Source organism: Inquilinus ginsengisoli (assembly GCF_050434925.1).
GTDB classification, from domain to species: domain Bacteria; phylum Pseudomonadota; class Alphaproteobacteria; order DSM-16000; family Inquilinaceae; genus Inquilinus; species Inquilinus ginsengisoli_B.
On record NZ_JBNDJK010000001.1, the window covers coordinates 5282242 to 5296317 of the forward strand.

Consider the following 14076-nt stretch of genomic DNA (forward strand, 5'->3'; position numbering starts at 1 on the left):
ACGTTGGCGGGAACGGGAGCAGCCCAACTTCCGACCCGGATTCGTGCCGGGCCGTCCCGCAACAGGCCGAAGGCCGATCCGGACCCGGAGTCATCACCATGCCCCAGAAGCTCTGCGACATCTGCAAGGAGCGGCCCGCCACCGTGCGCGTGACGGTGCTGCAGAACGGTCAGCGTCGGCAGCTCGATGTCTGTGACGTCCACTACCAGCAGCTCGCCCGCCAGCAGCGCCCGATCTCGCCGCTGGAGGCGCTGGTCCGCGGCTCCGGGCTGGAGGATTTCTTCGGCCAGACCGTGCCGGCCGGCGGCACGCCGCGGCGCGGCCCGCCCGGCCCCGAGCAGGCCGCGCTGAACCTGCAGAGCCATTTCAGCCAGCAGGCGAAGGAACTGCTGCAGCGCGCCGCCGCTCGCGCGATCCAGTTCGGCAAGCGCGAGGTCGACACCGAGCATTTGCTGTACGAGCTGGCCGAGAGCGAGGTGATCCAGGCCATCCTGCGGCGCTTCAAGATCTCGCCGGAGGAGCTGCGCGCCTATATCGACCAGAACGCCATGCGCGGCGCCGAGCAGGCCGGTCCCCGCACGGAGATCGGCGTCTCGCCGCGGATGAAGGCGGCGCTGGACCAGGCCTTCCTGATCTCGCGCCAGCTCGGCCACTCCTATGTCGGGCCGGAGCACATGCTGCTGGGCCTGGCCCAGGTGCCGGAGAGCTTCGCCGGCAACCTCCTGCGCAAATACGGGCTGACGCCGCAGGCGCTGCGGCAGCAGACGGTGCGCACCGTCGGCACCGGGGCGGAGGAGGGGCGGGTCCAAGGCCCGTCCAACACGCCGCAGCTCGACAAGTACAGCCGCGACCTGACCGCCCTGGCGCGTGAGGGCAAGCTGGACCCGGTGATCGGCCGGTCGAAGGAGGTCGAGACCACGATCGAGATCCTGGCCCGGCGCAAGAAGAACAACCCGGTGCTGATCGGCGAGCCCGGCGTCGGCAAGACCGCGATCGTCGAGGGACTGGCGCAGCGCATCGTCAACAACGAGGTACCGGACACGCTGCGCGACAAGCGGCTGGTCGAGCTCAGCGTCAACAGCCTGGTCGCCGGCTCGAAGTTCCGCGGCGAGTTCGAGGAACGCGTCAAGCAGGTGATGGACGAGATCGCCGAGCATCGCGACGAGCTGCTGCTGTTCATCGACGAGGTGCACACCATCGTCGGTGCCGGCCAGGGCGGCGGCGAGGGCGGGCTGGACGTCGCCAACACCTTCAAGCCGGCGATGGCGCGCGGCGAGCTGAACCTGATCGGCGCCACCACGCTGAACGAGTACCAGAAGCACATCGAGAAGGACGCGGCGCTGGAGCGGCGGTTCCAGCCGGTCTTCGTGGCCGAGCCGACGGTGGAACAGACGATCAACATCCTGCGCGGCCTGCGCGACCGGCTGGAGGGTCACCACAAGGTGACGATCCAGGACCAGGCCTTCGCCGCCGCGGCGGAGCTGTCGGACCGCTACATCTCCGGCCGGTTCCTGCCGGACAAGGCGATCGACCTGATCGACCAGGCGGCGGCCCGGGTGCATCTGTCGATCACCTCGCGCCCGGCCGAGATCCAGGAACTGGAATCGGAGGTGGCGCAGCTGAAGCGCGAGCACGCCTACGCCAGTTCGCGCAAGCGCTTCGACCGAGCCAAGGCGTTCGAGGAGCAGGTCGCCGAAAAGGAGAAGACGCTGGCCGAGCTGACCGACGCGTGGAAGCACCGCATCGGGTCCAGCACCGCCGAGGTCACGGTCGAGCACATCGCCGAGATCGTGTCGAAGCTGACCGGCATCCCGGTCACTGAGCTGACGGCCGAGGAGAAGGCCAAGCTGCTGCAGATGGAGGAGCGGCTGCACCGCCGCGTGATCGGGCAGGAGGAGGCGATCCAGGCGGTCAGCGACGCCGTCCGCCTGTCCCGGGCCGGGCTGCAGCACGGCCAGCGGACGATCGCCAACTTCCTGTTCCTGGGTCCGACCGGCGTCGGCAAGACCGAGCTGGCCAAGGCCCTGGCCGAGGTGGTGTTCGGTGACGAGGACGCGATCATCCGCGTCGATATGAGCGAGTATATGGAGCGCCATGCCGTGTCGCGGATGATCGGCGCCCCGCCGGGCTATGTCGGCTATGACGAGGGCGGACAGCTGACCGAGAGGGTGCGCCGCCGGCCCTACAGCGTGATCCTGCTCGACGAGATCGAGAAGGCCCACCCGGACGTCTACAACGTGCTGCTGCAGGTGTTCGACGATGGCCGGCTGACCGACGGCAAGGGCCGGGTGGTCGATTTCAGCAACTCGCTGATCATCGCCACCTCGAACCTCGCCTCCGACGTCATCATGGGGCGGCAGAGCCGGATCGGATTCAACGCCACCGCCGGCGGCGTCCGCGACGACGTGATGGGCGCGCTGCGCCAGCACTTCCGGCCGGAGTTCCTGAACCGGATCGACGAGATCATCATCTTCCACGCCCTGACCACCGACCAGATCAAGCAGATCATCCGGCTGCAGCTGGACGGGGTGATCGGCACTGCGCGGGGGCAGGACATCGAGCTGGTGATCGACGACACGCTGGTCGACCACCTGGCCGCCGAAGGCTACCAGCCGGAATACGGCGCCCGCGAGCTGCGGCGCCAGATCCGTCAACTGGTCGAGACCCGGCTGGCCAAGGGCATGCTGAAGGGCGAAGTCAAGGAAGGCGACCGCGTCGTCTTCCGCTACGACAAGGGCGAGGTCAGCTACAAGGTCGGGGCACCGAAGCCGGCCAAGGCGGAGAAGCCGGTCAAGAAGGCCGCCAAGCCGGCAAAGGCGCAGCCCGCCGGCAACGGCAAGGCGGCCCCGGTGAAACGTGCCACGCCTGCCAAGGCTGCCGGCAAGAGCAAGGCATCGGCCAAGAACGGCCCATCGCCGCGCGCTCGGAGCTGATTTCCGGGCATCTGCCCAGCGTTTGGGCAGGCGCAGGTGCGGCAAACGGGGCGCACCTGCGCCTGACTCAACCGACGCATGCGTCGGACCGGCCCTCAGTCCGCATTTCCCTCTGGCACTTGCGGCCTCACCCGCCGATAACAGCCGCTCGATTTGGTCCGAGGGTTGGATACATGATCGCGCGCGTCATCGCCGTGGAGCCATTCGACATCGTCGTGTTCGGCGCGACGGGAGACCTGTCGCAGCGGAAGCTGCTGCCGGCGCTGTATGAGCGCGACAAGGCCGGGCAGGTGCCGCCGGAGGCCAGGATCATCGGCACGTCCCGCCGGCCGCTGTCCGACGATGAGTTCCGGGACTTCGCCCGCAAGGCGATCCTCGAGCATGTGCCGTCGGCGGAGCAGAGCGGCACGGTGCTGGACGACTTCCTGGCCCGCCTGTCCTATGTCCCGGTCGACGCCGCGGCGAAGACGGGCTGGGCCGATCTGGGCAAGGCGCTGAAGACGGGCGCCGACCGCATCCGCATCTTCTATCTCGCGACCTCGCCCGATCTGTTCGGGGAGATCTGCGGCCAGCTGGGCCAGCATGGGCTGGTGACCGAGCGGTCGCGGGTGGTGGTCGAGAAGCCGGTCGGCAAGGACCTGGACTCCGCCCGGGCGTTGAACGACGCCATCGGCAAGGTCTTCCCTGAGGAATCGACCTATCGGATCGACCATTACCTGGGCAAGGAGACGGTGCAGAACCTGATGGCACTGCGCTTCGCCAACGCCCTGTTCGAGCCGCTGTGGAACTCCTCCCATATCGACCATGTCCAGATCACCGTGGCCGAGAGCCTCGGGGTCGAGGGCCGTGCCGGCTATTACGACGGCGCCGGCGCGCTGCGCGACATGGTGCAGAACCACATGCTGCAGCTGCTCTGCCTCGTCGCCATGGAGCCGCCGACCTCGATGGACGCGGATGCGCTGCGCGACGAGAAGCTGAAGGTGCTGAAGGCGCTGAAGCCGATCGCGGACGGCACGGTGAACAACATCACCGTGCGCGGCCAGTACCGCGCCGGTGCTTCGGCCGGCGGCGCCGTCCCCGGCTATCTCGACGAGCTCGGCAACCCGGCCAGCCACACCGAGACCTTCGTCGCGCTGAAGGCGCAGATCGACAACTGGCGCTGGGCCAACGTTCCCTTCTACCTGCGCACCGGCAAGCGCCTGGCGGGGCGGATGTCGGAGATCGTGGTCACCTTCCGCGCCATCCCGCATTCGGTGTTCGACAGCTCGGCCGGCACCATCTCGCAGAACCATCTGGTGATCCGGCTGCAGCCCGACGAGGGCGTGAAGCTGTGGCTGATGATCAAGGATCCGGGCCCGGGCGGCATGCGGCTGCAGCACGTGCCGCTGGACATGAGCTTCGCCGAGGCCTTCAACGTCCGGAACCCGGACGCCTATGAGCGGCTGGTGATGGACGTCGTGCGCGGCAACCAGAGCCTGTTCATGCGCCGCGACGAGGTCGAGCAGGCCTGGACCTGGGTCGACCCGATCATCGAGGCCTGGAAGGCGTCGAAGGAGCCGCCGAAGCCCTACACCGCCGGCACCTGGGGCCCGTCCGCCGCGATCGCCCTGATCGAGCGCGACGGCCGCACCTGGCACGAGGACGAGGACTGAGCCATGCCGATCGCGCGTCACGACTTCCCGACCAAAGAGGCGCTCGCCGATGCCCTCGCCGGGCATGTCGCCGACGCGCTGACGGCGCGGCTCTCCCGCTCCGATCGCGCCGCGCTCGCCGTCTCCGGCGGGCGCACCCCGACCCGGTTCTTCGAGGCGCTGTCGCGGAAGCCGGTCGAGTGGTCGCGGGTCGACGTGACCTTGGTCGACGAGCGCTGGGTGGGCGAGGACTCGGACCGCTCCAACGCCGCGTTGCTCCGGCAGCACTTGCTGCAAGGCTCGGCCGCGGCGGCCAATTTCGTGCCGCTGCATGTCGATACGCCGACACCCGAGGATGGCATGGCGCAGGTGGCGGCGCGGATCGCCGCCCTGCCGCTGCCCTTCGCCGCGGTGGTGCTGGGCATGGGCGATGACGGCCACACCGCCTCCTTCTTCCCCGGCGGCGACCGGCTGGCCCAGGCGCTGGACCCGGCCGCCGGGCAGCTGCTGGAGACCATGCGGGCGCCGGCGGCCGGCGAGCCGCGGATCACCCTGACGCTGCCGGTCTTGCTCGCGGCGGACACTGTGTGCCTTCATACCGAAGGGGCGGGCAAGCAGCGCGTCCTGGAGGCAGCCCTGGTGTGCGGCCCGGCCGAAGCGATGCCGATCCGCGCCGTGCTGACCCGGTCCGAGCGGCCGGTCGAGATCTTCTGGTGCCCGTAGAGGCACCGCCGCAAGGCTAAGAAAAAACTTCAATAAAGTGTGCTAACGTATTGATCATGGCGCATGATCGGGTCGGAGGGTGCTGTCTGGCCTGATCGGCGGCGAGACAGTGACCAAGGAGCCAGCCCGATGGTGCAAGCCCGCATAGCCGAGGTGACCGAGCGGATCGCGCGGCGCAGCCACGACGCCCGGTCCGCCTATCTCGACCGCATCACGGCGGCGGCGGAGGCCGGCCCGGCCCGCCGGCGCCTGGGCTGCGCCAATTTCGCCCATGGCTTCGCCGCCTGCGGCATCGACAAGGGGGCGCTGCGCGAGGGCGAGGGGCCGAACCTGGCCATCGTCACCTCCTACAACGACATGCTGTCGGCGCATCAGCCCTTCGAGCGCTATCCGGACCTCATCCGGCAGGCGGCGCGGGCGGTCGGCGGCACGGCGCAGGTGGCGGGCGGCGTGCCGGCGATGTGCGACGGCGTCACCCAGGGCGAGGCGGGGATGGAGCTGTCGCTGTTCTCGCGCGACGTCATCGCCCTGTCGACCGCGGTCGCCCTGTCGCACCAGATGTTCGATGCCGCGGTGTTCCTCGGCGTCTGCGACAAGATCGTGCCCGGGCTGGTGATCGGCGCCCTGTCCTTCGGCCATCTGCCGGCGGTGTTCATCCCGGCCGGGCCGATGCCGTCCGGCCTGCCGAATGACGACAAGGCCAAGGCCCGGCAGCTCTACGCCGAGGGCAAGGTCGGCCGCGACGCGCTGCTGGAGGCCGAGGCCAAATCCTATCACGGGCCGGGCACCTGCACCTTCTACGGCACCGCCAACACCAACCAGATGCTGATGGAGATCATGGGCCTGCATCTGCCGGGCTCGTCCTTCGTCAACCCGAACACGCCGCTGCGCGATGCGCTGACCGTCGAGGCGGCAAAGCGGGCGTTGGCGATCACGGCGCTGGGCAACGAGTTCGTGCCGGTCGGCCGGCTGATGGACGAGCGCGCCGTGGTCAACGGCGTGGTCGGGCTGCACGCCACCGGCGGGTCGACCAACCACACCATGCATCTGGTCGCCATGGCCGCGGCAGCCGGCATCACCCTGACCTGGGACGATTTCGCCGACCTCGCCGAGGTCACGCCGCTGCTGTGCCGCGTCTATCCGAACGGCAAGGCCGACGTGAACCATTTCCACGCCGCCGGCGGCACCGGCTTCCTGATCCGCGAGCTGATCGGCGCCGGCCTGCTGCATGACGATGTCGCCACCATCTGGGGCGGGGGGCTGGATCGCTACACGGTCGAGCCTGGCCTGGACGAAAAGGGCGAGGTGGTGTGGCGCGACGCGGCCACGGCCAGCGGCGATACCGCGGTGCTGCGCGGCGCGGCCGAGCCGTTCCAGGCCACCGGTGGCCTGCGCGTGCTGGACGGCGATCTCGGCCGGGCAGTGATCAAGACCTCGGCCGTGGCGCCGGAGCGGCATGTGATCGAGGCGCCGGCCAGGATCTTCCATTCGCAGGAGGAACTGCAGGCCGCGTTCCGCGCCGGGGCGCTGGACCACGACTTCATCGCCGTGGTCCGGTTCCAGGGACCCAAGGCCAACGGCATGCCCGAGCTGCACAAGCTGATGCCGCCGCTCGGCGCGCTGCAGGACCGCGGCCGCAAGGTGGCGCTGGTCACCGACGGCCGGCTGTCCGGCGCCTCGGGCAAGGTGCCGGCGGCGATCCATGTGACGCCGGAGGCGGCGGTCGGCGGCCCGATCGCCAAGCTGCGCGACGGCGACATCCTGCGCCTGGACGCGGTGACCGGCCGGCTCGAGATCCGCGACATCGACGCCGAGGAATGGGCCGCGCGGGAAGACGCCACGGCCGATCTCGCCCCGTCGCATGTCGGCGTCGGCCGCGAGCTGTTCGCCGCCTTCCGCCACGCCGCCGGCCGCGCTGATACGGGGGCGTCGATCTTCTGAGGCTGCAGGGCCTTCAGACGATCCCAAGCAGCCGGATCAGCCCGAAGCTGATGGCGCCGAGCACCAGCAGCGACAGGGTCACCGCCGCCGTGACCCGGCCGCCGGCCTTCGCGACGCTGAGCAGGTCGGTGCTGAGGCCGAGCGCGGCCATCGAGATCACCGTCAACGCTGTCGCCGCCGTCGCGGCCGGGGCCAGCACCACCTCCGGCAGCAACCCGAAGGAGCGCAGCACCGCCAGCAGCAGGAAGCCGTCGATGAACCAGGGCACCAGCTTGTGCCACGGCATCCGGCCGGCGGTGGCGGCGCCCCCATCGGTCCGGCGGCGCGTCACCAGGGTCAGGACCAGGATCAGCGGCCCCAGCATCAGCACGCGCACCAGCTTGACCAGGGTGCCGAGCTGCAGCGCGATCGCCCCGATTGGCGCCGTGGCGGCCAGCACCTGCGGCACGGCATAGACGGTCAGCCCGGCCAGCACGCCGTACTGCACCTCGCTGATGTGCAGCAGCACCGGCAGGAACGGCAGGCCCAGCACCACCAGCACGCCGAGCACGGCGGTGAACGCGATCGAGGCCGCCACCTCCTTGCCGTCGGCGCCGATCACCGGGGCCACGGCGGCGATGGCGGAGTTGCCGCAGATCGAGTTGCCGCAGGCGACCAGCACCGCCATGCGGTGGGGCAGGCCCAGCAGGCGGCCCATGCCGTAGCTGGCGGCGATGGCGATCACGACCACGGCGGCGATGCCGACCAGCAGCAGCGGGCCGGCGGACACGATCGCGCCGATGCTGACCGAGGCGCCGAGCAGGACAACGGCGATCTCCAGCAGCGTCTTGGCGCTGAAGCTGATGCCGGGCGCCCAGCGCTGGCTCGGGCTCCAGACCGTGCGCACCAGAGCGCCGACCAGAATCGCCAGCACCAGCGCCTCCAGCCAGGCATGGCCGAACAGCCCGGCCTCGACCCGCTCCAGCCCCAGCGCGGCCAGGGTCACCGCGCCGCACAGCAGCAGGCCGGGCACCAGCCGGCCGCCCGGGATCGACCCGAGGGCCGTCGTCAGGCGATTGGTCGAAGGGGTGAGGGAAGGCCGGAGCGGATCAACGATCGCCATGACAGTCTCGATGCAGAACTGTCACAAACATGACCCGCGGCATTCAAACGATCCAACGCATATATTTTTTGAATCCGATCGATTCTGTCGATCGGTTTGTATTTTGAGCCATCGCCAGATGCCTGGAGGGCGGTGGCGCGACCGGCCTATGATCCCCTGGGCCAACAGCCGCAGTGATGCCGTGAAGATCCTCGCCATCTCCGGCAGCCTGCGCGCCGGGTCGTCCAACACCGCCCTGCTGCACGCCATGGCGGCCCTGGCGCCGGCCGGGGTCGAGGTCTCTGTCTATGGCGGCCTCGCGGACCTGCCGCATTTCAATCCCGACCTGGATCCCGAGTCCATCCCGGCAGTGGCCGATTTCCGGGCCTTGCTGGCGGCGGCCGACGGCGTGCTGATCTCCAGCCCGGAATACGCCCATGGCGTCGCCGGGGTGATGAAGAACGCGCTCGACTGGGTGGTGGCGACCGGCGAGTTCGTCGACAAGCCGGTGGCGCTGATCAACGCCTCGCCGCGGGCCCATCACGCCCAGGAGGCGCTGACCGAGACGCTGGTGGTATGAGCGCGCGGATGGTGCCCGAGGCCTCGATCGCCGTGCCGCTGCTCGGCCGCAAGCTGCCCGAGGGCGGCATGCTGGCCGATGCCGAGGTCGCCGACGCTCTGCGTGGCGCGATCGAGGCTTTCGTGCGGGCGGTCGAAGCGGGGACGTAAGGCAGGTTCGCTCAGGCGAACCACAACCTACTGCGTCGCCACCGAGAATTGATTGGCGGCAATAATAGCGCGTTGCCTCTCCCGCCTGGCGGGAGAGGTCGGGCGTCCGCAGGACGACCGGGTGAGGGTTGGTCCCCGGCCTCGACAAAGAGCCCTCACCCGGAGCCGCTTCGCGTCTCCGACCACTCCCGCAAGCGGGAGAGGCAACGCGATGGTCCCTACGCCGTCTGCTCCTTGGTCTTCAGGAAGCGGAGCGCCGGGTTCTCCTTGGTCACCGTGTCGAGGTGCCAGGCGTTGCGCGCCAGAAAGACCGGGGCGCCGTCATGGTCTTCGGCCATGGCGCTGCGCAGCCCGTCCTGGAACGACTTCAGCGCGATCGTATCGTCCGACTCGACCCAGCGCGCGGTGTAGTAGGGCGCCGGCTCGAAATGCACCGGGATGCCGTATTCCGTGCGGATGCGGTCGGCCAGCACCTCGAACTGCAGCGCGCCGACCACGCCGACGATCCAGTTGGCGTCGAGCAGCGGCTTGAACACCCGGGCCGCGCCCTCCTCGGCCAGCTGCTCCAGCGCCCGGCCGAGATGCTTGGCCTTCATCGGGTCGTCCGGCCGAACCCGCTGCAGCAGCTCCGGCGCGAAGCTGGGGATGCCGGTGAAGCGCAGGTCCTCGCCCTCGGTCAGCGCGTCGCCGATGCGCAGGTTGCCGTGATTGGGGATGCCGACGATGTCACCGGCCCAGGCCTCCTCGGCCAACTCGCGGTCCTGGGCCAGGAACAGCACAGGGTTGTGCATGTTCATCAGCTTGCCGGATCGGACATGCTTCAGCTTCATGCCGCGCTTGAAATGGCCGGAGGCGAGGCGGACGAAGGCGATGCGATCGCGGTGCTTCGGATCCATGTTGGCCTGGATCTTGAACACGAAGGCCGAGACGTTGTCCTCCGTCGGTTCCACCGTGCGGCCCGCCGTCGGCTGCGGTCGGGGCGAGGGGGCCAGGGCGCCGATCCCGTCCAGCAGCTCGCGCACGCCGAAATTGTTGACCGCGGAGCCGAAGAACACCGGTGTCTGATGGCCCTCGCGGAACATCTCCAGATCGAATTCCGGGCACAGGGCGCGCGCCATCTCGACCTGCTCGCGCAGCGTCGCCACGGCGTCGGCCGGCAGCAGCGCGTCGAGCTTCGGGTCGTCCAGGCCGGTGCAGGTCTCGCCGAGCTCGGGCAGGGCGCCCTTGGCGCCCTTGGCCATCAGCACCAGCCGGTCGTGGAACAGGTCGTAGCAGCCCAGGAAGCCGCGGCCGCTGCCGATCGGCCAGGTCGCCGGGGTGACGTGCAACTGCAGCTCCTGCTCGATCTGGTCGAGCAGATCGAAGGGATCGCGGCTCTCCCGGTCCATCTTGTTGATGAAGGTCGTGATCGGCACGTTCCGCATGCGGCAGACCTCGAACAGCTTGCGGGTCTGGTCCTCGATGCCCTTGGCCGCGTCGATCACCATCACCGCGCTGTCGACCGCGGTCAGGGTGCGGTAGGTGTCCTCCGAGAAATCCTCATGGCCCGGCGTGTCCAGCAGGTTGAAGGTGTGGTTGTCGTAATCATAGGTCATCACCGAAGCGGTGACCGAGATGCCGCGCTCGCGCTCCACCTTCATCCAGTCCGACCGGGCCCGGCGCTGGTCGCCGCGGGCCTTGACCGCGCCCGCCATCTGGATGGCGCCGCCGAACAGCAGCAGCTTTTCGGTCAAGGTGGTCTTGCCGGCGTCGGGGTGAGCGATGATCGCGAAGGTGCGGCGGCGCTCGATCGGGTCGATGTTCGAAGGCATGGTCGTGACAATGACATTCATAAGTGTCATTGCCGGGCCTGGCCCGGCAATCCAGAGGATGTCGACAACTTCTGGATGCCCGGGTCAAGCCCGGCATGACAGGGAGGGAGAAAGGGCGAACCGCTGGGTCAGCGAACCGCTACATCAGCCCGTCCCGCCGCAGCAGCGCATCCGAGTCCGGCTCGCGGCCGCGGAAGCGCTTGTACAGCTGCATCGGGTGCTCGGTGCCGCCGCGCTCCAGGACGTTCTCCTTGAAGCTACGTGCGGTCTCCGGGTCGAACAGGCCCTTCTCGCGGAACATCTCAAAGGCGTCGGCATCCAGCACCTCGGCCCATTTGTAGCTGTAATAGCCGGCGGCATAGCCGCCGCCGAAGATGTGGCTGAAGCCGGAGGAGGTGTTGGCCTCCGGGATCGGCGGCAGCACCTGGGTGCGAGCCATGGCGCTGCGCTCGAACTCCGGCACCGAGCCGATCACGGTCGGGTCGCCATCGTGCCAGGCCATGTCGAGCAGGGCGAAGGCGGTCTGGCGCAGCGACTGCCAGCCGGCCATGAAGCGGGCGCTGTCGCGGATCTTCTGCACCAGCTCGGCCGGCATCTTCTCGCCGGTGCGGTAGTGCCGGGCGAACAGGTCCAGCCCGTCCTTCTCCTGCACCCAGTTCTCGAAGATCTGCGACGGCAGCTCGACGAAGTCCCAGTAGACATTGGTGCCGCCGAGCGAGCGGTAGGTGCAGCGCGACAGCAGGCCATGCAGGGCGTGGCCCATCTCGTGGAAGAAGGTCCGCACCTCGTCATAGGACAGCAGCGACGGCCGGTCCGCGGTCGGCTTGGTGAAGTTGCAGACGATGGCGACATGCGGCCGCTTGATGCCGTCGCGATACAGGCCCTGGTCGCGATAGGTGGTCATCCAGGCGCCGTTGCGCTTCGACGTGCGCGGGAAGAAGTCGGCGTAGAACAGACCGACATAGCGGTCCTCTGCCTCGTCATAGACCTCGTACGCCTTCACATCCGGATGCCAGACCGGATAGGCGTCGGACGGGCGGAACACCAGGCCGTACAGCCGCCGGCAGTGCTCGAACACGCCGTCGATCACCTGGCTCAGCGGAAAATACGGGCGCAGCGCCTCCTCGTCGAAGTCGAAGCGGTGTTGCTTCAGCTTCTCGGAATAGTAGCCGACATCCCAGGGCTGCAGCGGCTCCGGCCCGCCGAGCGACTTGGCATGAGCCTGGATGTCGGCGAGGTCGCGCTCCGCCGCCGGCTTCGATGCGGCCAGCAGCCTGTCGAGGAAGGCGTGCACGGAGGCCGGGGTCTCGGCCATCCGCTTCTCCAGCACGAAGGCGGCATGGGTCGGATAGCCCAGCAGCCTCGCCCGCTGGAAGCGCAGCGCCGCGATCTCCTTGACCAGCGGCTGATTGTCGAACTCGCCGCCGAAGGCGCGGGCGTTGAAGGCGCGCCACAGCTGTTCGCGCAGCTCGCGGCGGTCGGCATAGGTCATGAACGGGACGTAACTCGGCGCGTCCAGCGTGAACACCCAGGCCTCTGCCCGGCCGCGCTCCTCCGCCGCCAGCTTCGCCGCCTTGACCGCGCCCTCCGGCAGGCCGGCCAGCTCGGCCTCATCCTCGATCCACAACGTGAAGGCGTTGGTCGCCTTCAGCACATTGTGCTGGAAGTCGGGGGTCAGCTTGGCCAGCCGCTCGTCGATCGACCGCAGCTCGCCCTTCTCATTGTCCGAAAGCAGCGCGCCGTTGCGGACGAAGCCGCTATAGGTGTCGTCCAGCAGCCGCGCCTTCTCGCCCTCGAGGTCGAGCGTCTCCCGCGCATCCCACACCGCCTTGACCCGGGCGAAGACCCGCGGGTCGAGCGAGACGTCCGACGAGAAATTGGCGCTCCTGGCGCCGAAATCGGCGGCCAGCGCCTGCAGCTCGTCCGAGGTCTTGGCCGAGAGCTGGTTGTAGAAGACCGAGGAGACGCGGTCGACCTCCTGGCCGGCCTGCTCCAGCGCCACGATGGTGTTCTCGAAATCCGGTGCCGCCGGGCTGGCCAGGATCTCCTCGATCCGCCCCTTGGCCTCGGCGATCGCATGGTCCAGCGCCGGCAGGTAGTGCTCGACCTGGATGCGGTCGAACGGCACCGCCTGGTCCTGCAGCGGCGAGACCGCGATCAGCGGATTGTCGAAAGGTTGCGAGTCCATGCGGCCGGGAGATCCATTGCTAGCGGGCGGGGCAGGGCGGCAGGGCCGTCTGTCAGAGGACCTTGCCCTCGAAGGGGTGCCGACCCTCGCGGTCCTCGATCTCGACCACCCACAGGTCGGGATCGCGCTGGACCGCACGGGCAATATAAGCATCGGCCTCGGCCTCTGCCAGGAGCTCGCCGCCCTTGGCCGGCAGCCATGCGAGCGCGCCGTCCAGGTCGCGCGACTGGCTCAGCACCCGGCAGCCCGCGGCGCCCAGGTTGAGCTTCAGGATCAGGAGGCCGGCACGCGGATCACCCTTGCGGACGACATAGGCCGGAATGGCGTCCTGCCCCAGCCGGCGCAGATGCGCCTGGACCCACAGCTCGGTCGGAAGACGGTCGGTACTCATGGGGTCGGGTATAGCAGAGAGCCAATGGATATTGGCTCGTTTGTCGAGCAGCGCAGCTTGACCGCAGTCAGGGTCGAGGCACAGGCTGCGGAAGCTATATCGGGGGAATTCATGAGCCGGCCGGGGCAGGTGGCGTTGCTGATGGCGGTTTTGCTGGGCGCTTGCAGCCCGGCGCCGGCTATCCCGAAAGCACAGAGCGCCGACCAAATGCTCACAATCAATGATGGTCCGACCTTCTACATCGTGTTTTTTGAGAGCGGCAGTTCGCGTCTGACGGCTGCTTCAAAACATGCAATCGTCTTCGCCGTCGCCGATGCCTGTCGGCACATCACGACACCGCATAACCATCCGGGGGCACGCGGATCGCGCGGGCTCTCCGGTGGAGAATCAAGTCTTGTCGTTGCGACGCGCCGAGGCGGTGCGCCGCGAAATGATCAAGAACGGGGTGGCCGGCGACCTGATCGTGACTGAGGGCCTTGGCGAGACGGATCCCATGGTCCCGACACCAGATGGCAGCAGCAATAGAGAAAATCGTCGTGCTGAAATCGTCCCGGAGCCTGGGAGATTCGTGATGGAAAAATTACCCGATGCGCCCTGCGTGCCGGGTTCTGCCCTTCGCGGGCAATAGCAATATCGGGGAGCTCGCGA

12 protein-coding genes are annotated in these 14076 nt (G+C 68.6%); 8 read left to right on the top strand and 4 right to left on the bottom strand.

Annotation, left to right across the window (positions count from 1 at the left end; translation table 11 throughout):
- The first annotated feature begins 98 nt into the window (after positions 1-98).
- The 4 genes from QFZ27_RS25145 (at position 99) to edd (ending at position 7228) form a co-directional block, all read left to right on the top strand.
- On the top strand, positions 99-2933 hold the full coding sequence (locus QFZ27_RS25145; RefSeq protein ID WP_429229201.1) for an ATP-dependent Clp protease ATP-binding subunit: 2835 nt from the start codon (positions 99-101) through the stop codon (positions 2931-2933).
- Between the two features lie 173 nt (positions 2934-3106).
- Entirely contained in the window at positions 3107-4585 is a 1479-nt protein-coding gene (gene zwf / locus QFZ27_RS25150) for a glucose-6-phosphate dehydrogenase (RefSeq protein ID WP_429229202.1), read from the top strand.
- Positions 4586-4588: 3 nt separating this feature from the next.
- Entirely contained in the window at positions 4589-5287 is a 699-nt protein-coding gene (gene pgl, locus QFZ27_RS25155) for a 6-phosphogluconolactonase (RefSeq protein ID WP_429229203.1), read from the top strand.
- A gap of 129 nt (positions 5288-5416) precedes the next feature.
- Entirely contained in the window at positions 5417-7228 is a 1812-nt protein-coding gene (gene edd / locus QFZ27_RS25160; RefSeq protein WP_429229204.1) for a phosphogluconate dehydratase, read from the top strand.
- Between the two features lie 13 nt (positions 7229-7241).
- On the opposite strand, the gene QFZ27_RS25165 is transcribed toward edd, so the two are convergent.
- Positions 7242-8330 carry a YeiH family protein gene (locus tag QFZ27_RS25165; RefSeq protein WP_429229205.1) on the bottom strand — a complete coding sequence of 363 codons (1089 nt, stop codon included), beginning with the start codon at positions 8328-8330 and terminating at the stop codon, positions 7242-7244.
- A gap of 181 nt (positions 8331-8511) precedes the next feature.
- Between QFZ27_RS25165 and QFZ27_RS25170 the strand changes: the two genes are divergently transcribed.
- Entirely contained in the window at positions 8512-8889 is a 378-nt protein-coding gene (locus QFZ27_RS25170; protein WP_429229206.1) for an NADPH-dependent FMN reductase, read from the top strand.
- A complete protein-coding gene (locus QFZ27_RS25175; RefSeq protein ID WP_429229207.1) occupies positions 8886-9038 on the top strand; it encodes a hypothetical protein in 153 nt (50 codons plus the stop codon). The genes QFZ27_RS25170 and QFZ27_RS25175 overlap by 4 nt, the downstream gene beginning before the upstream one ends.
- Before the next feature lie 218 nt (positions 9039-9256).
- Here QFZ27_RS25175 and QFZ27_RS25180 read toward each other — a convergent pair whose 3' ends face one another.
- From QFZ27_RS25180 to QFZ27_RS25190, 3 genes are all read right to left on the bottom strand, one after another.
- The gene (locus tag QFZ27_RS25180) at positions 9257-10849 is read right to left on the bottom strand and encodes a peptide chain release factor 3 (RefSeq protein WP_429229208.1); all 1593 of its coding nucleotides are present in this window, start codon (positions 10847-10849) and stop codon (positions 9257-9259) included.
- A 139-nt stretch (positions 10850-10988) separates the two neighbouring features.
- Positions 10989-13037: a M3 family metallopeptidase gene (locus QFZ27_RS25185; RefSeq protein WP_429229209.1), complete on the bottom strand. Its 2049-nt coding sequence runs from the start codon at positions 13035-13037 to the stop codon at positions 10989-10991.
- Between the two features lie 52 nt (positions 13038-13089).
- Positions 13090-13428 carry a DUF1491 family protein gene (locus tag QFZ27_RS25190; protein WP_429229210.1) on the bottom strand — a complete coding sequence of 113 codons (339 nt, stop codon included), beginning with the start codon at positions 13426-13428 and terminating at the stop codon, positions 13090-13092.
- 24 nt (positions 13429-13452) lie between these two features.
- Here QFZ27_RS25190 and QFZ27_RS25195 point away from each other — a divergent pair, with 24 nt between their 5' ends.
- Together QFZ27_RS25195 and QFZ27_RS25200 are read left to right on the top strand one after the other, a co-directional pair.
- The gene (locus tag QFZ27_RS25195) at positions 13453-13899 is read left to right on the top strand and encodes a hypothetical protein (protein ID WP_429232545.1); all 447 of its coding nucleotides are present in this window, start codon (positions 13453-13455) and stop codon (positions 13897-13899) included.
- A complete protein-coding gene (locus QFZ27_RS25200) occupies positions 13808-14056 on the top strand; it encodes an OmpA family protein (protein ID WP_429229211.1) in 249 nt (82 codons plus the stop codon). Before QFZ27_RS25195 ends, QFZ27_RS25200 begins: the two co-directional genes overlap by 92 nt.
- The last annotated feature ends 20 nt before the right edge of the window (positions 14057-14076 follow it).

Coding starts and splice junctions, on each gene's coding strand:
- QFZ27_RS25195 (WP_429232545.1), top strand. CDS start 13,453: ATGGATATTGGCTCGTTTGTCGAGCAGCGCAGCTTGACCGCAGTCAGG.
- QFZ27_RS25185 (WP_429229209.1), bottom strand. CDS start 13,037: ATGGACTCGCAACCTTTCGACAATCCGCTGATCGCGGTCTCGCCGCTG.
- QFZ27_RS25175 (WP_429229207.1), top strand. CDS start 8,886: ATGAGCGCGCGGATGGTGCCCGAGGCCTCGATCGCCGTGCCGCTGCTC.
- QFZ27_RS25145 (WP_429229201.1), top strand. CDS start 99: ATGCCCCAGAAGCTCTGCGACATCTGCAAGGAGCGGCCCGCCACCGTG.
- QFZ27_RS25190 (WP_429229210.1), bottom strand. CDS start 13,428: ATGAGTACCGACCGTCTTCCGACCGAGCTGTGGGTCCAGGCGCATCTG.
- QFZ27_RS25165 (WP_429229205.1), bottom strand. CDS start 8,330: ATGGCGATCGTTGATCCGCTCCGGCCTTCCCTCACCCCTTCGACCAAT.
- zwf (WP_429229202.1), top strand. CDS start 3,107: ATGATCGCGCGCGTCATCGCCGTGGAGCCATTCGACATCGTCGTGTTC.
- pgl (WP_429229203.1), top strand. CDS start 4,589: ATGCCGATCGCGCGTCACGACTTCCCGACCAAAGAGGCGCTCGCCGAT.
- QFZ27_RS25180 (WP_429229208.1), bottom strand. CDS start 10,849: ATGCCTTCGAACATCGACCCGATCGAGCGCCGCCGCACCTTCGCGATC.
- edd (WP_429229204.1), top strand. CDS start 5,417: ATGGTGCAAGCCCGCATAGCCGAGGTGACCGAGCGGATCGCGCGGCGC.